This is a genomic window from Mesorhizobium sp. WSM4844 (assembly GCF_055811775.1).
Genome location: NZ_JBVVQB010000019.1, coordinates 86,255 through 109,392 on the forward strand (window position 1 = coordinate 86,255; position 23,138 = coordinate 109,392).

Annotated in this window: 25 protein-coding genes; 18 read left to right on the forward strand and 7 right to left on the reverse strand. The window is 63.8% G+C overall.

Annotation, left to right across the window (positions count from 1 at the left end; translation table 11 throughout):
• Window positions 1-106: 106 nt before the first annotated feature.
• Together hemJ and hemE are read right to left on the reverse strand one after the other, a co-directional pair.
• Window positions 107-658, reverse strand: coding sequence for a protoporphyrinogen oxidase HemJ (hemJ, locus tag AC0L2A_RS17215; protein WP_473609791.1), 552 nt, complete (start codon window positions 656-658; stop codon window positions 107-109).
• Entirely contained in the window at window positions 655-1,683 is a 1,029-nt protein-coding gene (gene hemE / locus AC0L2A_RS17220) for a uroporphyrinogen decarboxylase (protein WP_473609792.1), read from the reverse strand. Before hemE ends, hemJ begins: the two co-directional genes overlap by 4 nt.
• A 403-nt stretch (window positions 1,684-2,086) precedes the next feature.
• On the opposite strand from hemE, the gene AC0L2A_RS17225 reads away from it, so the two are divergent.
• From AC0L2A_RS17225 to dnaQ, 5 genes are all read left to right on the forward strand, one after another.
• Entirely contained in the window at window positions 2,087-2,908 is an 822-nt protein-coding gene (locus tag AC0L2A_RS17225; RefSeq protein ID WP_023802686.1) for a pyruvate, water dikinase regulatory protein, read from the forward strand.
• A 301-nt stretch (window positions 2,909-3,209) separates the two neighbouring features.
• Window positions 3,210-3,809, forward strand: a complete 600-nt coding sequence (locus AC0L2A_RS17230; RefSeq protein ID WP_473609793.1) for a Maf-like protein — start codon at window positions 3,210-3,212, stop codon at window positions 3,807-3,809.
• A complete protein-coding gene (locus AC0L2A_RS17235) occupies window positions 3,802-4,644 on the forward strand; it encodes a shikimate dehydrogenase (RefSeq protein WP_473609795.1) in 843 nt (280 codons plus the stop codon). The genes AC0L2A_RS17230 and AC0L2A_RS17235 overlap by 8 nt, the downstream gene beginning before the upstream one ends.
• A gap of 5 nt (window positions 4,645-4,649) precedes the next feature.
• On the forward strand, window positions 4,650-5,252 hold the full coding sequence (gene coaE / locus AC0L2A_RS17240; protein WP_473609796.1) for a dephospho-CoA kinase: 603 nt from the start codon (window positions 4,650-4,652) through the stop codon (window positions 5,250-5,252).
• 86 nt (window positions 5,253-5,338) lie between these two features.
• Window positions 5,339-6,058, forward strand: coding sequence for a DNA polymerase III subunit epsilon (gene dnaQ / locus AC0L2A_RS17245; protein WP_473609797.1), 720 nt, complete (start codon window positions 5,339-5,341; stop codon window positions 6,056-6,058).
• 90 nt (window positions 6,059-6,148) lie between these two features.
• Here the strand turns inward: dnaQ and secB are convergent, their stop codons facing one another.
• Complete coding sequence (secB, locus tag AC0L2A_RS17250; RefSeq protein WP_473609799.1) at window positions 6,149-6,649, reverse strand: protein-export chaperone SecB; 501 nt, start codon at window positions 6,647-6,649, stop codon at window positions 6,149-6,151.
• A gap of 141 nt (window positions 6,650-6,790) precedes the next feature.
• Window positions 6,791-7,285: an FxsA family protein gene (locus AC0L2A_RS17255; RefSeq protein ID WP_473609800.1), complete on the reverse strand. Its 495-nt coding sequence runs from the start codon at window positions 7,283-7,285 to the stop codon at window positions 6,791-6,793.
• 199 nt (window positions 7,286-7,484) lie between these two features.
• On the opposite strand from AC0L2A_RS17255, the gene AC0L2A_RS17260 reads away from it, so the two are divergent.
• Genes AC0L2A_RS17260 through AC0L2A_RS17275 form a run of 4 tightly spaced genes read left to right on the forward strand, consistent with a single transcriptional unit; the run spans window position 7,485 to window position 10,282 of the window.
• Window positions 7,485-8,186 carry a Tim44/TimA family putative adaptor protein gene (locus tag AC0L2A_RS17260; protein WP_473511822.1) on the forward strand — a complete coding sequence of 234 codons (702 nt, stop codon included), beginning with the start codon at window positions 7,485-7,487 and terminating at the stop codon, window positions 8,184-8,186.
• A gap of 24 nt (window positions 8,187-8,210) precedes the next feature.
• Complete coding sequence (gene mltA, locus AC0L2A_RS17265) at window positions 8,211-9,347, forward strand: murein transglycosylase A (protein ID WP_473609801.1); 1,137 nt, start codon at window positions 8,211-8,213, stop codon at window positions 9,345-9,347.
• Window positions 9,344-9,874 (forward strand): Smr/MutS family protein, encoded by a 531-nt coding sequence (locus AC0L2A_RS17270; RefSeq protein WP_473609803.1) that lies wholly within the window; start codon window positions 9,344-9,346, stop codon window positions 9,872-9,874. Before mltA ends, AC0L2A_RS17270 begins: the two co-directional genes overlap by 4 nt.
• A gap of 42 nt (window positions 9,875-9,916) precedes the next feature.
• The gene (locus AC0L2A_RS17275) at window positions 9,917-10,282 is read left to right on the forward strand and encodes a helix-turn-helix domain-containing protein (RefSeq protein WP_023802676.1); all 366 of its coding nucleotides are present in this window, start codon (window positions 9,917-9,919) and stop codon (window positions 10,280-10,282) included.
• 74 nt (window positions 10,283-10,356) lie between these two features.
• Here AC0L2A_RS17275 and AC0L2A_RS17280 read toward each other — a convergent pair whose 3' ends face one another.
• The 3 genes from AC0L2A_RS17280 to AC0L2A_RS17290 all read right to left on the reverse strand — a co-directional run bounded on the left by AC0L2A_RS17280 (window position 10,357) and on the right by AC0L2A_RS17290 (window position 13,028).
• Window positions 10,357-10,974 (reverse strand): transglutaminase-like cysteine peptidase, encoded by a 618-nt coding sequence (locus AC0L2A_RS17280; protein ID WP_091592049.1) that lies wholly within the window; start codon window positions 10,972-10,974, stop codon window positions 10,357-10,359.
• A 161-nt stretch (window positions 10,975-11,135) separates the two neighbouring features.
• A complete protein-coding gene (locus AC0L2A_RS17285; RefSeq protein ID WP_473609804.1) occupies window positions 11,136-12,413 on the reverse strand; it encodes a polyhydroxyalkanoate depolymerase in 1,278 nt (425 codons plus the stop codon).
• 255 nt (window positions 12,414-12,668) lie between these two features.
• Window positions 12,669-13,028, reverse strand: coding sequence for a septal ring lytic transglycosylase RlpA family protein (locus AC0L2A_RS17290; RefSeq protein ID WP_023802673.1), 360 nt, complete (start codon window positions 13,026-13,028; stop codon window positions 12,669-12,671).
• A 305-nt stretch (window positions 13,029-13,333) separates the two neighbouring features.
• Here AC0L2A_RS17290 and AC0L2A_RS17295 point away from each other — a divergent pair, with 305 nt between their 5' ends.
• The 9 genes from AC0L2A_RS17295 to AC0L2A_RS17335 all read left to right on the forward strand — a co-directional run bounded on the left by AC0L2A_RS17295 (window position 13,334) and on the right by AC0L2A_RS17335 (window position 22,652).
• A complete protein-coding gene (locus AC0L2A_RS17295) occupies window positions 13,334-13,519 on the forward strand; it encodes a hypothetical protein (protein WP_023802672.1) in 186 nt (61 codons plus the stop codon).
• Between the two features lie 458 nt (window positions 13,520-13,977).
• Window positions 13,978-14,430: an RrF2 family transcriptional regulator gene (locus tag AC0L2A_RS17300; protein ID WP_128176593.1), complete on the forward strand. Its 453-nt coding sequence runs from the start codon at window positions 13,978-13,980 to the stop codon at window positions 14,428-14,430.
• Window positions 14,431-14,467: 37 nt separating this feature from the next.
• Entirely contained in the window at window positions 14,468-15,817 is a 1,350-nt protein-coding gene (locus AC0L2A_RS17305) for an FAD/NAD(P)-binding protein (RefSeq protein WP_473609806.1), read from the forward strand.
• Between the two features lie 362 nt (window positions 15,818-16,179).
• Window positions 16,180-17,607, forward strand: coding sequence for a pyridoxal-phosphate dependent enzyme (locus AC0L2A_RS17310; RefSeq protein ID WP_473609807.1), 1,428 nt, complete (start codon window positions 16,180-16,182; stop codon window positions 17,605-17,607).
• A complete protein-coding gene (locus AC0L2A_RS17315) occupies window positions 17,604-18,785 on the forward strand; it encodes a cystathionine gamma-synthase (RefSeq protein WP_473609808.1) in 1,182 nt (393 codons plus the stop codon). The genes AC0L2A_RS17310 and AC0L2A_RS17315 overlap by 4 nt, the downstream gene beginning before the upstream one ends.
• Window positions 18,786-18,915: 130 nt before the next feature.
• The gene (locus AC0L2A_RS17320) at window positions 18,916-19,104 is read left to right on the forward strand and encodes a DUF1059 domain-containing protein (RefSeq protein WP_473609809.1); all 189 of its coding nucleotides are present in this window, start codon (window positions 18,916-18,918) and stop codon (window positions 19,102-19,104) included.
• Window positions 19,105-19,309: 205 nt separating this feature from the next.
• The gene (locus tag AC0L2A_RS17325) at window positions 19,310-20,287 is read left to right on the forward strand and encodes a GlxA family transcriptional regulator (protein WP_473609811.1); all 978 of its coding nucleotides are present in this window, start codon (window positions 19,310-19,312) and stop codon (window positions 20,285-20,287) included.
• Between the two features lie 294 nt (window positions 20,288-20,581).
• Window positions 20,582-21,886: a M24 family metallopeptidase gene (locus AC0L2A_RS17330; protein WP_473482360.1), complete on the forward strand. Its 1,305-nt coding sequence runs from the start codon at window positions 20,582-20,584 to the stop codon at window positions 21,884-21,886.
• Between the two features lie 85 nt (window positions 21,887-21,971).
• Entirely contained in the window at window positions 21,972-22,652 is a 681-nt protein-coding gene (locus AC0L2A_RS17335) for an isochorismatase family protein (protein WP_287065718.1), read from the forward strand.
• Window positions 22,653-23,138: the final 486 nt, after the last annotated feature.

Genomic DNA, 23,138 nt, shown 5'->3' on the forward strand with positions numbered 1-23,138 from the left:
CCGCCCCTCAACCCCCTGCCGGGACCTTCTCCCCGTCACTATACGGGGAGAGAATGCCGGCAGGCAGGTGAGGGGCAGCGCAAACGCCCGAAACAGACACAAATCGTCAAAATGGCTTCACGATGACCAGCACGACGATGACGATCATCAGCAATGTGGGGATCTCATTGACGAGCCGCCAGTGCCGAGCCGGCTTTTCGTTGCGGTCCTCGGCGAATCTGCGTACCGCGCCGGCCAGATAGCCATGAACCGCCGAGAGCCCGAGCACCGCGGCGATCTTGGCATGCAGCCAGCCACCCTGAAAACCAAAGCCTTTCCAGGCCAGCCAGAGGCCGAACGCCCAGGTGATGATCATGGCCGGATTGATGATGCCGCGCAGCAGCCGGCGCTCCATCACCTTGAAGGTCTCCGACTGGACGGAGCCCTTTTCCGCATCGGCATGATAAACCAGCAGCCGCGGCAGATAGAGCATGCCCGCCATCCAGGAGATGACGGCGATGACATGGATCGCCTTTGCCCAGGGATAGAAATCATCCGGCCCGAACTGGAACAGAAGCGCCGCCAGGACGAGGAAGATGACGATGGCGATCGCTGCTCGACGCATCGCTGCACCACCGCTGCTGCCCGCACCACTGTTGGCGTTGTTCATGTCGGTCATCGATGCGCCCGCACCAGTTTCACCATCGCCTCGACATGCGCGATCGGCGTTTCCGGCGTGATGCCATGGCCGAGATTGAAGATTAGCGGTCGATCGCCCAGTGCTTCCAGGATTGCGTCGACACCGTCAGAAAGCGCCTTGCCGCCGGCCACCAGCCGCAACGGATCGAGATTGCCCTGCACAGCGCCGTCGCGCTGCAGTTCCTTCGCCGTCGTCAACGGCACGGTCCAGTCGAGCCCCAGCCCGGTCACGCCGGTTTTTTGGCGATAGCTGCGGTAATGGGCGCCGGCGCCCTTGGGAAAGCCGATGATCGGAATGTCGGGATGGACGGCCCGGACCTGCCTGACGATCTCCGCCACCGGCCTGGCGCAAAACGCCTCGAAAGAAACTTCGTCGAGCACGCCGGACCACGAGTCAAAGATCTGCACCACATCGGCGCCGGCTTCGATCTGTCGGATCAGATAGGCAGCCGAGTGATCGGCAAGCACTTTCAGCAATTGCAGGAAAGCCGCCGGCTCGCGATAGGCAAACAGCCGTGCTGGCGCCTGGTCCGAGGTGCCGTGGCCGGCGATCATATAGGTCGCCACCGTCCACGGCGCGCCGCAGAAGCCGATCAGCGTCGTTTGATCCGGCAGTTTTGTCCGCAATCGCCTGACCGTCTCATAGACCGGTTCGAGATTCACGTGAAACGTTTCGCCGTCGAGAGCTGCAATCTCCGTCGCCGAGATCGGCGTCAACAGCGGCCCACGGCCCTCCTCGAAGCGCACGTCGCGGCCCAGCGCATGCGGCACGACAAGGATATCGGAAAACAGGATCGAAGCATCGAAGCCGAAACGCTCGATCGGTTGCAGTGTCACTTCCACGGCAAGATCGGGATTATAGCAAAGGTCGAGGAACGATCCGGCCCGCCTGCGTGTCTCGCGATACTCCGGCAGATAGCGGCCGGCCTGCCGCATCATCCAGAGCGGCGGCGGAGATACCGTCTTGCCTCTCAACACGTCCAGCATGATGCGGTTTTCGGGCATTCAGCGCTCGCCTCTCCAGGCTTCTCTATAATTAAATATTCTATTTCTAGGAATCTTATGATTCTAAGAGTCTGTTGGTATCGGTGGTTGTCTGCTGTCCCGCCTTGCCCCGGAAAAAGCCAGCCAGCATATTGTCGCGTGCTTCTTCTGCCGGATAGGAGGAGTTTGGGGACAGTTGGAAATTCCCGACTGGGAACAATGCGTTACCGTCCGCCTGGAGAAAATGGCCCTGTGGATGAGACCGAGTCAAAAAAGGCCGTCCCCGGACTTGTCCCCAGCCGCCCGACGAAGCCGGCAGCGCATCGAATTGTGGACAAACCGGCATCTGATACAGTCGCCCCGAACCGGCCGATCTTTCCGACCGACCTTATCCACATCGGCCCACAAGTTGGAACGTACCCCTGTGAACAAACCCCAGAGCTTCTTTCACCTTCACCTGATTTCCGATGCCACCGGTGAAACGCTGCTGGCGGCCGGGCGCGCGGCTTCGGCGCAATACAAGGATGCGCGCGCCATCGAGCATATCTACCCACTCATCCGCACCGAAAAGCAGGTGACGAAAGTGTTCGAGGACATCGAGGAGGAGCCGGGCATCATCCTTTATACGGTCGTCGACCAGAAGCTCGCCCGCGGCATTGACGAACGCTGCGCCGCCATGGGCCTGCCTTGCGTCTCCGTGCTGGAACCGGTGCTGACCGTGTTCCAGTCCTATCTCGGCACGCCGGCCGGCCGCCGCGTCGGCGCCCAGCATGTGCTGGACGCCGAATATTTCCGCCGCATCGACGCACTCAACTTCACCATGGAGCATGATGACGGCCAGCTGCCTGCCAATATGGATGATGCCGACATTGTGCTGGTCGGCATTTCGCGCACCTCGAAGACGCCGACCAGCATCTATCTCGCCAATCGCGGCATCAAGACCGCCAACATCCCGATCGTGATCGGCGTGCCGGTGCCGGAAAGCCTGGTCAACGCCACGAAGCCGCTGATCGTCGGGCTGATCGCCACCGCCGAGCGCATCTCGCAGGTGCGCCAGAACCGCATCCTCGGCAACACCAGCGCCTACGAGCCGACCGACTATGTCGACCGCGCGGCGATCAGCGAGGAACTCGCCTACGCCCGCCAGATCTGCACCCGGCACGGCTGGCCGATGATCGACGTCAGCCGCCGCTCGATCGAGGAGACGGCGGCGGCGATCGTTGCCCTGCGCGGAAAGACGCGCTAGGCTTCGGGCGATTGTGCTGTGGGCGGTCCTTTCCTTCTCCCCTTGTGAGGGCTTTGCACAGAAGAACAAGGTTCCGTCTTCGATTCTGGTTTGTTCGCGTCTGATTCTGAGACGTCTCGTGAACAGAATCTCTGTGCAAAACCCTCCTTGTGGGAGAAGGTGGCCTCGCGAAGCGAGGTCGGATGAGGGGTGTTCCAGCTTGGCACCGACGGCGATCCTTCCAACACCCCTCAACCGTCTTGGCGCTGCGCGCCAATCCACCTTCTCCCACAAGGGGAGAAGGAAAGATCAGGCGATAAAAATGACCGAAAAAATCATCCTTGCCTCGGGCAGCCCGTTCCGCAAGGCGTTGCTTGTCCATGCCGGCGTGCCGGTCGAGGCGGTTCCGGCGGCAGTCGACGAGCGCGCCCTCGAAGCACCCTTGCAGGGCAGCGGTATCTCGCCAGAGGACGTCGCCCTGGTGCTGGCCGAGGCCAAGGCCACCAAAGTCAGCGAACGAAAGCCCGGCGCCCTGGTGCTCGGCTGCGACCAGACGCTGTCGCTCGGCGACGAAGTGTTTCATAAGCCGGCCGACATGGAAGCCGCCCGCCGCCATCTCCTGGCGCTGTCGGGCAGGACCCATCAACTCAACAGCGCCGTGGTGCTGGCCCGCGACGGCGCAGTTCTGTGGCGGCATGTCGGCGTCGCCAGCCTGACCATGCGAAAGCTCGATCCGGCCTTCATCGGCCGCCATCTGGCGCGGGTCGGCGCCAAGGCGCTGTCCAGCGTCGGCGCCTACCAGATCGAAGGCGAGGGCATCCAGCTGTTCGAAAGAGTAGAGGGCGACTATTTCACCATTGTTGGCCTGCCGCTTCTGCCTGTCCTGGCCAAGCTGCGCGAGTTCGGAGCCATCGATGGCTGAGGCCGCGAAAATGGCCTTCGTCACCGGTCATCCGGTCGCGCATTCGCGGTCGCCGAAGATCCACGCCTACTGGCTGGCGAAATACGGCATCGACGGCAGCTACCGGGCGATCGACGTTGCGCCGGAGGCTTTTGCCGAATTCGTCGAAACACTTGAGGCGAATGGCTATCGTGGCGGCAACGTCACCATCCCGCACAAGGAGGCCGCCTTCGCGCTGGCGGCGCGCCGCGACGACGCGGCCGAACAGATCGGCGCCGTCAACACGCTGTGGCTCGAGGGCGGAATTTTGTACGGCGGCAACACCGACGCCCATGGCTTTTCCGCCAATCTCGACGAGCATGCGACGGGCTGGGCCGCAAACGGCCCAGCGGTGGTGCTTGGCGCCGGCGGCGCCGCCCGCGCGGTCATCCATGCGCTCAAGCAGCGCGGCATCAGTGACATCCGCATCGTCAACCGGACGCTCGCCCGAGCCGAGGAGCTGCGCCACCGCTTCGGCGCCGGGGTCTCGGCCCACGGCACGGCGGCGACCGACGACCTGCTTGCCGATGCCGGCCTGCTGGTCAACACGTCAGCGCTCGGCATGCACGGCAATGAAGGCCTGTCCGCCGATCCGGCCAGGTTGCCGGACCATGCCATCGTCACCGACATTGTCTATGTGCCGCTGGAAACGCCGTTGCTGGCCGCCGCCAAGGCGCGCGGCCTGAAAGCCGTCGACGGGCTCGGCATGCTGCTGCACCAGGCGGTGCCCGGCTTCGAGCGCTGGTTCGGCATCAGGCCCGAGGTCACTGCCGAATTGCGGCAGATGATCGTCGCCGATCTCGGCGCCAGGGAGTAAAAAACATGATCGTGCTCGGCCTCACCGGATCGATCGGCATGGGCAAGTCGACGACGGCCAAGATGTTTGCCGAGGCCGGCGTGCCTGTCCACGATTCGGACGAGGCGGTGCATCGCCTCTACGCCGGCAAGGCGGCTCCGCTGGTCGAGGCGGCGTTTCCCGGAACGACGAATTCCGGCTCGGTCGATCGCACCAGGCTGGCCGAGCGGGTGCTCGGCGATGCAGCCGCACTGAAACGGCTGGAAGCGATCATCCACCCGCTGGTCCGCGCCGACGCCGACGCTTTCCTGGCCAGACACCGGGCCGCCGGCGCGCCGCTTGTCGTTCTCGACATCCCGCTGCTGTTCGAAACCGGCGGCCGCGACCGTGTCGACAAGGTCGTGGTCGTCACCGCGTCGCCCGACACCCAGCGCGCCCGCGTGCTGGCGCGGCCGGGCATGAGCGAGGAGAAACTGGCGTCGATCCTGGCCAGGCAGGTTCCCGACGCCGAAAAGCGTGAGCGCGCCGATTTCGTCATCGACACCGGACAAGGTTTTGATGCGGCGCGCGCGGCGGTCAATGCGATCGTCGCGAAACTGGTCGGGGATAAAGCCGGCAAGCCTGCTTAACGGCGCTTGCGCCCGGCGTAATATGTTGCCAATTTGTTCCCATCATGATTCGGCTGGACTAACGCCGGACCCAACGGACTGATTCGATGCGCGAGATCATCTTCGATACGGAAACCACCGGCCTCGATTTCCGCGACGACCGCGTCATCGAGCTTGGCTGCATCGAGCTGGTCAACCGTTTCCCGACCGGCCGCACCTTCCACCACTATATCAATCCGCAGGGACGATCGATCCATGCCGAGGCACAGGCCGTTCATGGCATCAGCGCCGCCGACCTGATGGGCAAGCCGACCTTCAGCGACATCGCCGAGGAGTTCCTTGCCTTCATCGACGGCGCCAAGCTGGTCGCCCACAATGCGACCTTCGACATCGCCTTCCTCAATGTCGAATTCGGCCGGCTTGGCCACCCGGTCGTTGACCCCGGAATTGTCGTCGACACGCTGGCGCTGGCGCGCCGCAAGCATCCGATGGGGCCCAATTCGCTGGACGCGCTGTGCCGGCGCTACGGCATCGACAATGCCCGCCGCACCAAGCACGGCGCGCTGCTCGATTCGGAATTGCTGGCCGAGGTCTATATCGAGCTCATCGGCGGCAAGCAGGCGGCGCTCATCCTCGACAGCGCCACGGCGCCGGCCGGCGGCAGGAGAAACGTCGACGACATCGACATCAGCATCGCCGCGCGGCCGATAGCGCTGCCGTCTCGCCTGACCGAAGCAGAGCGCGCCGCGCACGCGAGCATGGTTGGCACATTAGGCGAAAAGGCGCTCTGGCTGCGCGTCGCTCGGGAAGCGAGTTCTGCGGCATAGCGATTTTGGCGGGGGCGCTGTCCCGCCGGCGTCCCAAAGAAAAAAACCCGGCTTCGCGCCGGGTTTTTCAATGTCTGCTCTGCAGCCTTCTCAGCTCGCCTTGACGTTGCTGGCGGCCTGGTCCTCGGCCAGCTTCTGCTGGAACATCTGCGCGAAATCGATCGGATCGAGCATCAGCGGCGGGAAGCCGCCATTGCGCGTCGCCTCGGCGATGATCTGCCTGGCGAACGGGAACAGCAGCCGCGGGCATTCGATGAACAGCAACGGCAGCATGTGCTCCTGCGGGAAGCCGCTGATGGCGAACACGCCGCCATAGACCAGCTCGACGTTGAACAGCACTTCCTTGTCGAAGGACGCCTTGGCGTTCAGCGTCAGATTGACGTCGAACTGCTTGTCCGAAAGCGGGTTGGCGTTGACATTGACGTTGATGGCGATGCCGGGAGCCTTGTCGCGGCCGCGCAGCGAATTCGGCGCGCCGGGGCTTTCGAAGGAAAGGTCTTTCACATATTGGGCAAGCACGTTGAGTGAAGGCTGCGTCGCGTCGCCGTTGCCACTGGCCGCGCCGGTCGGCGCGTCGTCTTTGCTGGCCATAAGCCTTTGTCCTTTTGCCTCGGCAGCGTTGCTGACCGGATTGAAATCGGGCGTTCGCTACCATGGCCGGCATGACAAGACAAGGTTTGCGCGCTTTGCTTTCCCTTCTCCCACAAGAGGAGAAGGGAGAGCTGCGCCGGGCTACTCGTCCTTGAGGCGGCGCCAGGGGGAATTGGGATCCGGGCCGTGCTCGTCGCCGCGCGAATAGTCGCTGTCGTCGAGGTCGATGGTCTTGTCGCGTTGCCGGGCCCGGAATCCGCCGGTGCCGAAACTGGTGGCCATTACGATGCGGCCTTTCAGCCGGCGCCAGGCTAGGTCGCGGACCGGCGGCAGCAGCAGCAGAATGGCTAAAATGTCAGTGATGAAGCCGGGAATGATGAGCAGGATCGCCACCAGCACGATCATGGCGCCATGCGCGAGCTGACGGCTTGGATCACGTCCGGCGTCCATTTCGGCACGGACCCGGGACATGACGCCGAACCCCTGGTATCGCAACAACAGCGCGCCGGCGATGCTCGAAGCCAGCACCAGGCCGACCGTCGCCAGGGCGCCGACCTGGCGACCGACAACTACGAAACCGGCGATCTCCAGCAGCGGAAGCGCGAGGATGAACAGGGGAAGCAGCGAAATGCGCAAATCTTGACCGATCGTTTCGATGTTTTGCCGGCAGGCGGGCAATCGCCGCTGGCACTGAACCTTTTAGATAGGTATGGCTGCCTTTAATTTGAATGATTGCAGCTTGCGTTCTATATGCTTTGGATGTTGAACGCTATGCGACCGCAGCCATTGCCTGGCCGGGCGGTCCGGCCGGAGTAGGGATTGATTGGCGGAAGATATGGGATTCTTCGACTTCGGCACGATTTTCTTTCTGGTTGCGGCGGTTGTGATCTTTTTCCAGCTGCGCAATGTGCTCGGCCGCCGCACCGGCAGCGAGCGCCCGCCGTTCGATCCCTATACGGCGGGCCGCACCCGCGACGACGCCCAAAAACCCGAGAATGTGGTCTCGCTGCCGCGCAAGCGAGCGCCGGGAGAGCCGGCAATCGACGCCTATGCGGCGATCGACGCCTTCGCCAAGCCTGACACCGATCTCAACAAGGGCCTGCGCACGATCAAGGACAATGATCCGGCATTCGACCCCAAGACCTTCGTCGACGGCGCCAAGATGGCCTATGAGATGATCGTCATGGCCTATGCCGATGGCGATCGCAAGACGCTGAAGAACCTGTTGTCGCGCGAGGTCTATGACGGCTTTGTCGCGGCGATCGGCGACCGCGAGGCGAAGTCGGAAAAGATCCAGTCCTCCTTCGTCGGCATCGACAAGGCCGACATCGTTTCCGCCGAGATGAAGGGCAGCGAGGCGCATATCACGCTGCGCATCGTCAGCGAACTGATTTCGGCAACGCGCGACAAGGCCGGCGCCGTCATCGACGGCGATCCCGAAACCGTCGCCGAGGTCAAGGACGTCTGGACCTTCGCCCGCGATACGCGCTCGCGCGACCCGAACTGGAAGCTCGTCGCCACCGAAGAAGAAGACTGAGCCCGGACCACGGCGGGGTCTGTCGTGTCGCTTTCTCAGGCGTTCCGCGAAAAATCCTTTGACGATCTGCCCGGCTGGGACAAGGACGACCATTTGGCTGCGTTCGCCGCTTTCCGGCGTTCGGCTTTTCATGTCCTGGCGAAACCCTATCGCTCCGGCGGGCTCGGTGTCGACTTCAATGCCTTCGCCGAGGCCTATGCTGCAGCCCGCACCGTGTCGCCAACCGACCGGCGCGAAGCCCGCGCCTTCTTCGAGCGGCATTTCATCCCGGCGCACATAGCGGCGGAAAGCGGCGGCGCCGGCCTCGTCACCGGCTTCTATGAACCGGTGGTCGACGCTTCGCCGGTGCGAACCGAACGATTTACGGTGCCGCTGCTGTCACGTCCGGCCGATCTCGTCGACATCGACGACGCCAACCGGCCGGTCGGTATGGATCCCTATCTCGCCTTCGGCCGCGCCACGCCGGACGGACCGGTCGAGTATTTCGACCGCGGCGAGATCGAGCGCGGCGCGCTCGTCAAGGATTTGGCTGGCAAGGGTTTGGAAATCGCCTGGCTCGCCGACAAGGTCGATGCCTTCTTCGTCCACGTACAGGGTTCTGCGCGGCTCACCATGACCGACGGCCGGCTTTGCCGCGTCACCTATGCCGCCAAATCCGGCCAGCGCTTTACCGGACCGGGCAAGATCCTGAGTGAGCTAGGCGAAATCCCGCTGGAAGCGGTGACCATGCAGTCGGTCCGCGCCTGGTTCAAGGCGCATCCGCAACGCATCGACGAGATCCTGTGGCGCAACCGCTCCTATATTTTTTTCCGCGAGATTTCCGCCAGCGAGGCGGCGGCGGCCGACGACCCGGAACTCGGGCCGATCGCTGCCGCAAAGGTGCCGCTGACGCCGGGCCGCTCCGTCGCTGTCGACCGTCTGCTGCATACATTCGGCACGCCGTTCTACATCGATGGGCCGTCGCTGGCCGCTTTCGACAACAAGCCGTTCCGGCGGCTGATGATCGCGCAGGACACCGGCTCGGCGATCACCGGCCAGGCGCGTGGCGATTTGTTCACTGGTACGGGAGATGCGGCCGGCGAGATCGCCGGCGTTGTCCGCAACCCCGCCGATTTCTACGCGCTGATCCCGCGTCGGCTTGTGCCGGGAGCGGGCCGATGACCCGGCGCATCGACAGGCTGAGCGAGGACGACCGGGTCCTGTGGAACCTGGTGGCGCGCACCGCCAAGCCGCTGAAGGGCAAGGCCGCCGTCGACATCCCGGATATTGGCCCGGACATCGCTGATGACACCAAGCCAATGCTGCGTGACCAGGCGATGGCTCTTGCTGCGGCCACGAAAGCCAGGACGCAGCATGTTTCGCATGCGCTCGACGAGCCGACGCTGGAAAAACTGTCGAAGGGCCGGCTGCCGATCGAAGGCCGCGTCGATCTGCACGGCCTGAGCCAGGACGAAGCCTATTCGCTTTTGTTCTCCTTCCTGCATCGGGCGCATGCCGGCGGCATCCGCTATGTGCTGGTGATCACCGGCAAGGGCTCCTCGTCCGGCGGCGACGGCATCTTGCGGCGCGCCGTGCCGGCCTGGCTGTCGACACCCGCATTCAGACCGCTGGTCTCCAGCCACGACCACGCCGCCCGCAAGCATGGCGGCTCGGGCGCGCTCTATATCCGCCTGCGGCGCACGCGCTGATGCGGATGCGCGCATGAGGGTGCACCCGACGAGGATGGACTTGTGACCCCGTTCGGCGAAAAGCTTCGCGCCCTGCGCAGCGAACGCGGCGTCAGCCAAAAGGCCATGGCCAGGGCGATCGGCGTCAGCGCCGCCTATCTGTCGGCGCTGGAGCACGGCCGCCGCGGCGCGCCGACCTGGACGCTGATCCAGAAGATCATCGGCTATTTCAATGTCATCTGGGATGATGCCGAAGAACTTGCGCGGCTGGCCGAGACCTCGCACCCACGGGTAAAACTCGACACGTCAGGCCTCAGCCCCGCCGCCACCGAGCTTGCCAATGTGTTGGCGGAAAACATCGAAAAACTCGACGAGGCGGAGCTTCGCCGCATCACCGCATCGATCCGCGCCGCGCTGGGGCGGACGTAGGTGTTTGATCCCGGACTTTAACGGTGCATCATTGCGCCACGACGACAGCGGCAGCCCCTCACGGGTTCGCAAGCTTACTGGACCGCGCCGACCAGAACCGGCTGGCCATCACGGATCGACACCCAGCGACCGGTATTGTCGATCGCCTGCCGCTTGAGGAAGCGGTAGCCGGTCCGGTCCCATGAGCGGACCTTTCCGTCGAGATTGTCGAGGACGTAGTCGCCCTTGCTTGTGCGCACGGTCAGCACGGCATGGCCCTCGCCGTCCGGCTTGCGCACGACGGTCATCAGAAGATTGGCATAGGACACGCCCAAGCGGTTCAATTCGCGGCGCTTTTCCAGGACATAGTCCTCACAGTCGCCAACGCCCCTGACGGGGTAGGCCCAGACCTCGTCCTTGCCGTAAATATCGATGTCGCTTATCGGCTTGACGGCGTTGTTGACCCTGGCGTTGACGCTGAGAATCTTGCGCCAGAGCGCGCCTGTCATGGTGGCGGGGGCGAGATTGCCCGGGTGGATCGAGCATTCGGCCGGACTGGTCTTGCAGAAATCGTAATGGCCGATCGGCTGCGATGTCGGGCCGCCGGTTGCCATTGGTCCGGCTGCCGAAGCCGCCGTAGACCAGCCTGTCGCAAGTGCCAGCCCTAACAGGGCGCACACGCGCAGCCCTCTCGCCATTGGTGAGGAAATCATTGTCCCCCTCGTCCCTTGTTGTTAATGAAACGTTAAGGGCGATCTACAGTCCCTGTCAATTATACCAACGGCCAGTTTTGCGATATGGTTACCCGCGCCGCCGAAAGCGCGGCTATTGTGCAACAGGTCGACTTGAACGGCGGCTGCCATCCGGGACATCTTTACTTTTTGGCGGTGCGAACCAGCTTCGGCCTCACCGCAACGCGGGTCTGGCGGCCATAGCTGGTGATGAAGTCGACGATGCGCGGCACGATTTCGGAGCGGAAGCGCGAGCCGTTGAAGACGCCGTAATGGCCGACCGCCGGCTGCATGTAGTGGGCGTGCCTGTCCGCGGGGATGTTGATGCAGAGGTCGTGCGCGGCCTGGGTCTGGCCGAGGCCGGAAATGTCGTCGTTCTCGCCCTCGACCGTGAACAGCGCAACATTGCGGATATCGGCGGGATCGATGGCGACGCCGCGATGCATCATTTCGCCCTTGGGCAGAGCATGGCGTACGAACACGGTGTCGACCGTCTGCAGGTAGAACTCCGCTGTCAGATCCATCACCGCCATATATTCGTCGTAGAAGTCGCGGTGCTTCTCGGCACTGTCGCCGTCATGCTTCACCAGGTGCATGAAGAAGTCCTTGTGGGCGATGATGTGGCGGTCGAGATTCATGCTCATGAAGCCCGAAAGCTGCAGGAAGCCGGGATAGACCTCGCGGCCGAAGCCCGGCACCGGCCACGGCGCCTGCATGGTGACGTTGTCGCGGAACCAGCCGGTGCCCTTTTCCTCGGCCAGAAGGTTGACCGCGGTCGGATTGCGGCGGGTGTCGATCGGCCCGCCCATCAGCGTCATCGTCGAGGGAACGAACGGGTCGCCCCGCGTTTCCATCAGCGCCACCGCCGCCAGCACCGGGACCGAAGGCTGGCACACCGCCATGACATGGGTGTCCGGGCCCAGCGCATGCAGCATGTCGACGATGTAGTCGATATAGTCGTCGAGGTCGAAGCTGCCCTCGCTGAGCGGCACCATGCGGGCGTCGACCCAATCGGTGATGTGAACGTCGGCATGCGGCAGCATCGCCTCGACCGTGCCGCGCAGCAGCGTCGCGTAGTGGCCGGACATCGGCGCCACGATCAGCAGCTTCGGATCAGGCCGGCGGCCGGCGGGAACCGCCCGCTCGAAACGGAGCAGATTGCAGAACGGCCGCGACCACACCGTCTTTTCGGTGACAGCGACGCTTTTCCAGTCGACGACGGTCCTGGTCAGGCCGAACTGCGGCTTGCTGTAGCGGCGCGTCGTGCGCTCGAACAATTCGGCCGTCGCCGCGACTGAGCGGCCCCAGGACGTGTGCGCAAACGGATTGAGCGGATTGGTGTAGAACATCCGCACCGCATCGGCATAGACGCGGGCCGGCTGAACGGCGGCGTGGTTCAATTCGTAGAGCTGGTAGAACATCGAGAACTCCGCTGCTGCGACCAAAGGGACGACAGCAGTGCCGAGCCTTGAATCTCTCGCGCAAAGGTTAACAACAAACTGCTGCGATGCAATACGTCAATTGAATTGATTTATGCTTATACTTTTGTCTAAGGCGTTGAAAAACGGTTTTGAACGGCGGCAGCCGGCTTATTGTGCAGCTGCGAAAGATGCCGGAGAGAGCATGGGCAATCGCTTCAGGTTTGCGCTGCCCCTCATCCGCAAAGCCGCGTGGCATTACACGCGGTCGGTGCACACAGCAGCATGGCCCGAGCTGATGAAGCCGAGCCGCCCTGCGGCGCCCTTCGACAGGTCGATCACCCGACCCTTGATAAACGGGCCGCGGTCGTTGATGCGCACGACGACGCTGCGGCCGTTTTTGCGGTTGGTGACCTTCAGCCTGGTGCCAAAAGGCAACGTGCGGTGCGCGGCGGTCAGCGCCGACGGGTTCATCCGCTCGCCGGAAGCGGTCTTCGAGGTCAGCGCGTACCAGGAGGCGCGGCCGCATTGCGCGGCGGCAGGGGAGGTGGATGCGCCGACCATCAGGCCAGCCGCTATCGCCGCCGCGACAAGCGCGGTCCGGTTGGGTTTCTTCATCTGTGGCAAGGGGCTCCGTTTGACAGACCCGGCCGTTACGGATGGAATGTGGCACCAAATGCGGCAGTCGTCTGGCGGTTCCATGACAACAGTACACGTTTGGAGTCGGCGGGAAACAGTCTGTCATGGAATGTCGGGATTGCGCCGATGTATGTCTGGTGGTCTTCGCACCAGCACCGGGGTGTTTCCGGCAAGACCCGGCTTTATCATGCAAGTAGATGTGACAGCGATCGGGTCGCTTCCTTTCGCCTTGCCATCGCGGCCATGGCGGAATTGACGATCGACTTGGGAAGGGAATCCCGATGATGAGATTGATCAAAAATCTGCTGGCGCTGATTGTGCTCGCCATCGGTGCGCTGTGGTCGCTGCAGGGCATCGGCCTCGTCGGCGGCAGCTTCATGACCGGCCAGTCGCAATGGCTTTATATCGGCATCGTCACTGCGCTGGTTGGCCTAGGCGGCCTGGTGTGGGCGAACCGTTCGCTCCCCTGACACTCGAACCACCCTGGCGGCGTCTCGGTCGACCGGCGAATGCGCGGCCCGCCGCAAACACGCATTTTCTGTTTTGCGCACAGCTTCGGCAAATGAATGCTGCGAATGGCCGACGATTTGAAAACCGGTTCCTGTATTCGGGCTAAGTATAGTAGTCTTATCGACATTACAGGAATTGGGAGAACGATGTGCGATGTCCATATCGCGGCGATCACCCGCATGAGTGTCGAGCGCTGGCTGTCCCCCATTGGCGTGCCTCGCGGCTTCAGGAGGAAAAACGTCCGGCAAGTCGTCGCAGCGGCTTGAAACTCAAGCAAAATCAATGGTGCCCGTCTTGTATATCATGTCACTAGAATTTATGTTCTTGAAAGCCTGGACGCGGACGCGGTGGGGACGTACGCCAGGCGTTTCGCAACCGGTGGCCTTGCGCCATTGCATGACAGAGAAACGTTCGGTCCATGCTCACAAAGAAGGGCAAGTACGGCCTCAAGGCGCTCGTCCATCTGGCGCGGCTGCCGGTTGGTCAGCTCGCCTTCGTTGCCGATATCGCCACCGGAAACAACATTCCGAAGAAATTTCTCGACGCCATCCTCGGCGAACTGCGCAATGCCGGTTTCGTCCAGAGCCGCAAGGGCAAGGAGGGCGGTTACCGCCTGGCGCGGCCGGCGGATGAAATCAAGATCGGCCACGTCGTGCGCGTGCTCGACGGACCGCTTGCCCCAATTCCCTGCGCCAGCCGCACCCGGTATCAGCGCTGTGAAGACTGCAACGAGGCGACATGCCAAGTCCGACATCTGATGCTGGAGGTCCGGCAAGCGATCGCCGAGGTGCTGGATCAGCGCAGCCTCGCCGAGATGCGCGATATCGCCGGCGACGACGAGCTTTCGGCTGCGTTGAAAATCCAGGCCTGAGCCGGAACCGACGGCTCCTCAGGCACTTGGTGCGCGCATGACCGGCCGTGCCAATTCGACCCTCCCGAATTCGATCATTATCGTCGGCGGTGGCGCCAGCGGCGTCGTGCTTGCCGCGCATCTGTTGAAGTCGCCCAATCCCGATCTTCGTGTCACGCTGATCGAAAAGCGTCCACATTTCGGCCAAGGCATCGCCTATTCCACGCTGCTGTCGGCGCATGTGCTGAATGTCAGCGCGGCCGGCATGAGCGCCTATGCCGACGACCCCGGCAATTTCTGGCGCTGGCTGCTTGAGCGCGGCCTGGCAACGCCAGAGCAGGCGCCGGTCTACGCACCGCGCAGCGTCTACGCCCGCTATCTGAAGGAACTGCTGGACGAGCTCGAGGCGCGCGAGACGGCGCGTCTTCGCCTGATCCGCGAGGAGAGCCTGTCGATCTCGCCGACCGGGTCCGGGGTCGAGGTGGCGCTGGCCAACGGCACCAGCGTCGTCGCCCACCTTGCCGTGCTGGCGACCGGACATGACGAGGAGCCAGGTGCCGGCCACGGCCATACGATCAGGATGGGATCGGAGGCCGACACCGGGCTCGACGGGGAAGCCCGGGTCCTGGTGCTGGGCACGGGGTTGAGCATGGTCGATGCCTTCCTGTCGCTCGAACAACGCGGCCATCGCGGCGAGATTATTGCGGTGTCGCGGCGCGGCCTGCTGCCTTCGCCGCACCGCAAGGGCAATCCGATCAAGCTCGACGTCGCCGACATTCCGCTCGGCACCCAGCTCTCCTATTTCGTCGGCTGGTTCCGCGACCTGATCCGGGAAAACCAGAAGGCCGGCATCGACTGGCGCGACGTCGTCGACGGTCTCAGGCCGTTCAACCAGAAGATCTGGCAGAACTGGCCGTCTTCGGCCAAGCGCCGCTTTGTCGAGCACACCAAGGCGTGGTGGGACATCCACCGCCATCGCATGGCGCCGGAAGTCTATGCCCGTGTCACCGAGGCGGTGCAGTCGGGCCGCATCCGGCTTGTCGCCGGGCGCGTCGTCGGCATCACGGCGGGCGACGAATTCAGCGTGCAGGTCCAGTCGCGCCACACGCAAAACATCGAGACGTTCGACGTTGCCCGCATCTACGATTGCACCGGCATCGCCAGGGACATCTCGACAACGTCGAACAGCGTGGTGCGGTCGCTGGTCGACCGCGGGCTGGCCCGGCCGGATCCGCTGCGGCTTGGCCTCGACGTATCGGACAATTGCGAGGTCATCGCCAGCGATGGCACCGTCTCGGCCAAGATCCTGGCGGTCGGGCCGCTGACCCGCGGCACCTTCTTCGAGATCGACGCCATACCGGATATTCGCGTGCAGTGCGCAAGGCTGGGGAAGCGGTTGCTGGGGTGAGGCTGCTGAGATCGGCGCTCTACGGCGCCCCCTCTGTCCTGCCGGCCATCTCCCCCTCAAGGAGGGAGATTGGACTTCACATCGGCCTTCGCCTATCTCCAGCGTTGAAGAAGAGGTGAGACGTTGAAACTGCCGATCACCCCCCCTTGAGGGGCCCTTGAGGGGGAGATGGCCGGCAGGCCAGAGGGGGGTGCTGTCCCGCGACCTATCGTGATTGGTGTGACGGAGCGGCCCTACGGAATCCCATTCCCCGTCTGGCCAATGAATTGGCACGATCTATCTTCTTTCAGACTGCAAACGGCTGGAAAAGAAGATAGGCTGACAGCCTGCCCAAGGCGGTCGCTTGACCATGGAGCATCAGCATGAGCGTGCACAAGATCGCCCTCCCGGACAGGGCAATGTCCCGCCTGCGTCCGCCCTATGCATCGGTTCTCGACCTGATCGGGCAGACGCCGGTTGTCGAGCTGACCAAATTCGACATCGGCAAGTGCCGGCTGTTCATCAAGCTCGAAAGCCAGAATCCCGGCGGCTCGATCAAGGACCGCATTGCGCTGTCGATGATCGCCGACGCCGAAAAACAGGGCAAGCTGAAGCGCGGCGGCACCATTGTCGAGGCGACCGCCGGCAACACCGGCCTTGGCCTCGCCCAGGTCGGCATTCCAAAAGGCTATCGCATCGTCCTGGTCGTGCCCGACAAGATGTCGCGCGAAAAGATCCAGCATCTGCGGGCGCTCGGCGCCGAAGTGCGCATGACCCGTTCCGATGTCGGCAAGGGCCACGCCGAATACTATCAGGACATGGCCGAAAAGATCGCCGCCGAGCTGCCCGGCGCCTTCTATGCCAACCAGTTCGCCAATCCGGCCAATCCGGACGCCCATGAAACCACGACCGGTCCGGAGATCTATTCGCAACTCGACGGCGACGTCGATGCAGTGGTCGTCGGCGTCGGCTCGGGCGGCACGCTGACCGGGCTTGGCCGCTATTTCGCAAAAACCTCGCCGAAGACCGAGATGATTCTCGCCGATCCGGTCGGTTCGGTGCTGGCGCCCCTGATCAAGACCGGCAAGATGCAAGAGGCCGGCAGCTGGACGGTGGAGGGCATCGGCGAGGATTTCGTCCCGCCCAATGCCGATCTGTCGCTGGTCAAGAAGGCCTACTCGATCCCCGACAAGCAGAGCATGCTGGCGGTGCGCGACCTGCTTTCCAAGGAGGGCATCCTCGCCGGCTCGTCCTCCGGCACGCTGCTTTCGACAGCGCTGCGCTATTGCCGCGAGCAGACCGTGCCGAAGCGGGTCGTCACCTTCGTCTGCGACAGCGGCAACAAATATCTGTCGAAAGTGTTCGACGATTTCTGGCTGATCGAGCAGGGCCTCGCCGAGCACGAGCAGCATGGCGATTTGCGCGACCTGGTGATGCGCACGCACCGCACCGGCGACATCGTGTCTGTCGGCCCGGACGAAAGCCTGCTCAACGCCTATGGCCGCATGCGCCGTTCGGATGTCTCGCAGCTGCCGGTGCTGGACGACGGCAAGCTGGTCGGCATCGTCGACGAAAGCGATATCCTCGCCCACGTCGAAGGCCCCTATGACAGCCGCTGGGACCGTTTCAAGGCCCCGGTGCACACGGCGATGACTTCCAATCTGCACACGCTGCAGGCCAGCCAGACGCTGGACGCGCTGCTGCCGGTGTTCGACCGCAACGAGGTCGCCATTGTCTTCGACGGCGACGAATTCATCGGCCTGATTACCCGCATCGACCTGATCAACCATCTGAGGCGCCGCGCAAGATGACCATCAAAGCCACCGTTTCGGGCAGCAACCGCCTGGCCTTCTCGACGCGCACCATCCATGGCGGCCAGAGCCACGACCCGACGACCGGCGCGGTGATGGTGCCGATCTATGCGACCTCGACCTACGGCCAGCAGAGCCCGGGCGTGCACAAGGGTTTTGAATATGCCCGCAGCCAGAACCCGACCCGCTTTGCCTTCGAGCGCGCGGTGGCCGATCTCGAAAGCGGCGCAGCCGCCTTCGCTTTCGCCTCGGGGCTGGCGGCGATCGCCACGATCTTCGAACTGCTCGATTCCGGAGCCCATGTCGTTGCCACCGACGATATCTATGGCGGCACGTTCCGGCTGCTGGAGCGGGTGCGCAAGCGCTCGGCCAATTTGCAGGTCGACTTCGTCGACTTCACCGATCTGGCCGCGGTCGAAGCGGCGATCCGCCCGGAAACCAAGCTGCTCTGGGTCGAGACGCCGACAAATCCGCTGCTGCGCGTCGTCGATCTCGAAGCGGTCGCAGCCCTGGCCAGGCGCAAAGGCGTGCTCTCGGTCGCCGACAACACCTTTTGCAGCCCCTACCTGCAGCGGCCGCTGGAGCTCGGCATCGACATATCGGTGCATTCGACGACGAAATACCTCAACGGCCATTCCGACATGGTCGGCGGCGTCGCCGTGGTCGGCGACAACAAGGATCTCGCCGACCGGCTGAAATTCCTGCAGAACGCCATCGGCGCCATTTCCGGACCGTTCGACAGTTTTCTGGCGCTGCGCGGCCTCAAGACGCTGGCGCTCAGGATGGAGCGCCATTCGTCGAACGGCCAGAAGATCGCGCACTGGCTGGAGCGCCGTACCGACATCCGCCGCGTTATCTATCCCGGTCTCCCCAGCCATCCGCAGCACGCCATCGCCAGAAAGCAGATGCACGCCTTCGGCGGCATGATCACGGTCGAGCTCGACCGAGACCTCGCCGGCACCAAACGCTTCCTCGAGCACACGCAACTGTTCACGCTGGCCGAAAGCCTCGGCGGCGTCGAAAGCCTGATCGAGCATCCGGCGCTGATGACCCACGGCTCGATCCCGGCGGGAAAGCGAGCTGCGATCGGGATTTCCGATTCGCTGGTGCGGTTGTCGGCCGGGATCGAGGACGGCGATGATTTGATCGCGGATCTGGATCAGGCGCTGGGGGGTTGAAGGGGGGTCCGTGCCCTGTTGGATAGTGGCGTCAGTTTGAAATTTCCCGGCTGACTGGCGCATCCAACTGTGAATTGACAAAGGCGACGTACCCTCGCTTTGCTATCGGGGGCAACCTGGAGGGAAAGTCATGGCTTACTCGTATCGTTGCAGGGATTATCCGGGAAACGAGGCCTGTCCAGCGATGTTCACGGCAGAGACCGAGGCGGAAGTGATGAAGCATGTCGAACTTCACGGTGCGATCGCTCATGGGGAAGACCCGAAGCAATGGTCGCCGGAAGACCGTAAACAGGTCAAGAAGCTAATTGTAGCTACCTAAACCAAACCTGCTGTTTGTATGGGACGCGCAGAGCGCCGGTCACTATCTCCAATGCTTCGGCAAGCATTTAGGAGTTCAGCCCGATAGGCGACAACGCATAGGCGCGGTGGAATTTTCAAACTGACCTACCACCGCCCGTTGACCTGAGTGGCATCCGGCGGAATTGTGGCCTTCCCTGCAATTGCCCACAGGCACGGTTGAAGTCATGACCACTCGAGAGCGAGACCAGCCGACGGCAAACGACACCCCGCTCACCTTCGCGGTGCTGGTCTTCCCCGGTTTTCCGATGATGGCGTTCAGTTCGGTGATCGAGCCGCTGCGTGCGGCCAACGTCCTGGCAAAGCGGGACTGCTACCGCTGGATCATCGTCGGCGCCGCCGCAGGCCCGGTCGAGGCCTCGAACGGCGTCGTTATCCAGCCCGGCTTTTTTGCCGGCGATGCGCCGAAGGTCGACCGCATCGTCGTCTGCTCGGGCGGCGATGCCGATCATCTCGTGGCTGAGGACGCGGTGAGCTGGATCCGCAGGAGCCTGCGCGGCGGCGCCCATATCGGCGCGGTGGCGGATGCTGCCTTCTTCCTGGCGCGGGCCGGCCTGCTCGACGGTCATGCCTGCACCTTGCACTGGACCAGCCAGGCGGCGTTCACCGAGGCGTTTCCGGACATTGAGCTCAGGCGCGATCTCTATGTCATCGACCGCAAGCGCTTCACCTCGGCCGGCGGCGTCGGCAGCCTCGACATGATGCTGGAGATCATCACATCAAATTATGGCGCCGAACTCGCGGCCGGCGTCGCCGAATGGTTCGTGCACAGCCCGCTGCGCTCCAGCCTCGACCGCAAGCTGATGCCGCTGCGCTTACGCACCGGCGTCCAGAACGAGCTGGTGCTGGCGGCCATCGCCATCATGGAGGATGCGGTGGAGGAGCGGCTCGGCATGGCGGCGCTGGCGGAAAAGCTCGGCGTCTCCTCCGACAAGCTCGAACGAAACTTTCGCTCCGAGCTCAGCGTCTCGCCCAACGGCTATTACCGCCGCCTGCGGCTGAAGCGCGCCGCCGACCTTTTGGCGCATTCGACACTGATGGTGCGCGACGTGGCGCTGGCCTGCGGTTTTGCTTCGATGTCGAGCTTTGCGCGGGCGTTCAGGGAAGAGCATGGGCATGCGCCGAAGGTGATGCGGCGGCAGTAGGGCTTGCGAGCGTTGGCGGGACAGCGCCCCCCTCTGGCCTGCCGGCCATCTCCCCCACTTGGGGGGAGATCGGCTGTCACCGCTGATTTCGCCAATCGCCAACGTTGCAGGAATGAGCGGAACGCCGAAGCTGCCAATCTCCCCCCAAGTGGGGGAGATGTCCGGCAGGACAGAGGGGGGCGCCGTAGAGCGCTACGGAAAGACTTCAAGCGGCATCCCGCACAATATCTGCGGTATCCCGCACAGCCTCTTCGCGGTGCATGGCTCATCTTCCCCGCTTCCAGGAGGCACCCCATGAGCATCGTGGTGTTCGACCCCGACAGCACTGAGGACGTCGACTTCAAGGACCGCATGCGCCACCCGGCGGCGGCGGATCCGGCCGGCGGCATGTGGCTGTCCGACACCGAGCCGTCCTTCATCGATGCGGACGCGTTGCGCAAGGGCCGGCTGGCCAAGCTGCGCGCCTGGATGCGCGAGTCCGGTTATGGCGGCGTCGTGCTGTTCGATCCCTATAACCAGCGCTACGCCACCGGCTCGCGCAACATGTTCGGTTATTTCCTGCGCAATTCGACCCGCTACTTCTTCATCCCGACCGAAGGGCCGATCGTGCTGTTCGAATATCCGCAGAGCTATCATGTCTCGATGGTGCTCGACACGATCGATGAGGCGCGGCCGTCCAGGCTGGTGTGGTCTTCGGTGTCGGGCCGCGACGACGAGACCGCCGGCCCCTTCGCCGACGAAATAACGGAGCTGCTCAAGGCGCATGGCGGCGGCTCGATGAAGCTCGGCCTCGACCGCTGCGGCCATCTGCAGGCGCTGGCGCTGGAAAAGCGCGGCTGCGAGGTCCGGGATTGCCAGGGCGAAATTCTTGCCGTGCGGGCGGTCAAGACGCCCGAAGAGGTAAAATGCCTGCAGGTGTCGATGGCCGGCGCCGAGGCGGCCGTCTATGCGGTGCGCGAGGCGATCAAGCCCGGCGTGTCCGAGAACGACCTGTTCGCCATCATGTATCACGAGGTGATCCGCCAGGGCGGTGAGTTCATCGAAACCCGGCTCTTGACCTCGGGCCAGCGCACCAACCCGTGGTTCAACGAAGCCAGCGGCCGCAAGATCAGGCCGGGCGAACTTTTGGCGCTGGATACCGATACGATCGGCTGCTACGGCTACTATTCGGACTTCTCGCGCACCTTCCGCTGCGGGCCGGGCAAGCCGACGGATTATCAGAAATCGCTCTACCGCATGGCCCACGACCAGGTTCAGCACAACATCTCGATCGTCAGGCCGGGCATGGCGTTTCGCGAAATTGCCGAAAAGGCCTGGAAGATCCCGGACCGCTTCGTCGACCAGCGCTACACGTCTGTCATGCACGGCGTCGGCATGCATGGCGAGACGCCGTTCATCGCGCACGCCATGGACTACGAGACTTATGGCCGCGACGGGTTTGTCGCGCCCGGCATGGTGGTCAGCGTCGAGAGCTATATCGGCGAGAAAGGCGGACGCGAGGGCGTCAAGCTCGAGGACGAGATCCTGGTCACCGAAACCGGCACCGAGCTTCTGTCGCGCTTTCCCTATGAGGACGACTTTCTGGAGAAAGAAGTTTGATCCCAGCATCCACCACCAATCGAGGTGCGGTATCGCAAATCGTCGGGACTAACCGCAGCGCTCATGCTTTCGTTCAGGTGTCTGCATGAAGGGCCCGGTCTCGATCAGACGCGGCACGGTGGCCGCGGTGTTCGTCGACCTCCAGGAGGAGCACCGGCAGGACAAGCGCTATCTGGTCGAGGGTTTTGCCGACATCCTCGCCAACGTCCAGCGCCTGCAGGCGGCGGCACGGGCCAACGATGTGCTGCTCTACCATTCGGCCTATATCGTCGATCTCACCAGGGAGGCGCGGCGGTTCCATCCGGTCGATGCCAATGGCAGGTCGGCCTTCTCCGACAAGGACGATCCGCTGACGGCGATCTGTCCGGAAGTGGCGCCGGTCGACGGCGAGATGATGCTGGTCAAGACCGAGGCCAGCGCCTTCGGTGCGGGCCCTGCCGCCGGCCGGCTCAAGGCCGAAGGCATCGAGTGGCTGGTCGTTGCCGGCGTATGGACCGAGGCCTGCATCGACGCCACCGTCAGGGATGCGGTGTCATCGGGCTTTCGGGTGCTGCTGGTCAAGGACGCCTGCGGCAGCGGCAGCACGGCGATGCACCAGACCGCCATCCTCAACCTTGCCAACCGGCTCTATGGCGGCGCCGTCACCACAACCGACGGCGCCTGCCGATTGATGGCAGGCGAGACGGTCGATGCATGGCAGGTCGTGGGCTCGGTGCCTTTGCGCTTCACCTATGAAAACGCCGCCCGGCTATACGCCGAGCTCTGAACCAGGAAGGCTGGCGATCCTTCGCGCCCCCCTCTGTCCTGCCCTCCCTGCCAAAACTTGGCATCTCCCCCACGAGGGGGGAGATTGGCAGTTTCGGCGCTGCGCTCCTGCTGCGATGTTGGAAAATTGGCGAAAGCCGGGACGACAGCCGATCTCCCCCCAAGTGGGGGAGATGCCCGGTAGGGCAGAGGGGGGCGCTGTCCCGCCGGCGTCTCGAAAGGTTCTGCGCCGCAGTAGCGCAAGCTTCTGCGGAACAGCGCACAACGCCTGCGGAAACCCGAACACTTCCCCGCTGAATCCCGCACTATCATCGCCTATGGCCAAGGGGGGGCCGCCCCCCCCCCCCCCCCCCCCCCCCCCCCCCCCCCGCGCCGGCGCGCGGGGGGGGGGGGGGCCCCCCCCCCCCCCCCCCCCCCCCCCCCCCCCGCGCGGCCCCCCCCCCCCCCCCCCCCCCCCCCCCCCCCCCCCCCCAAAGCTCTTGTCGGA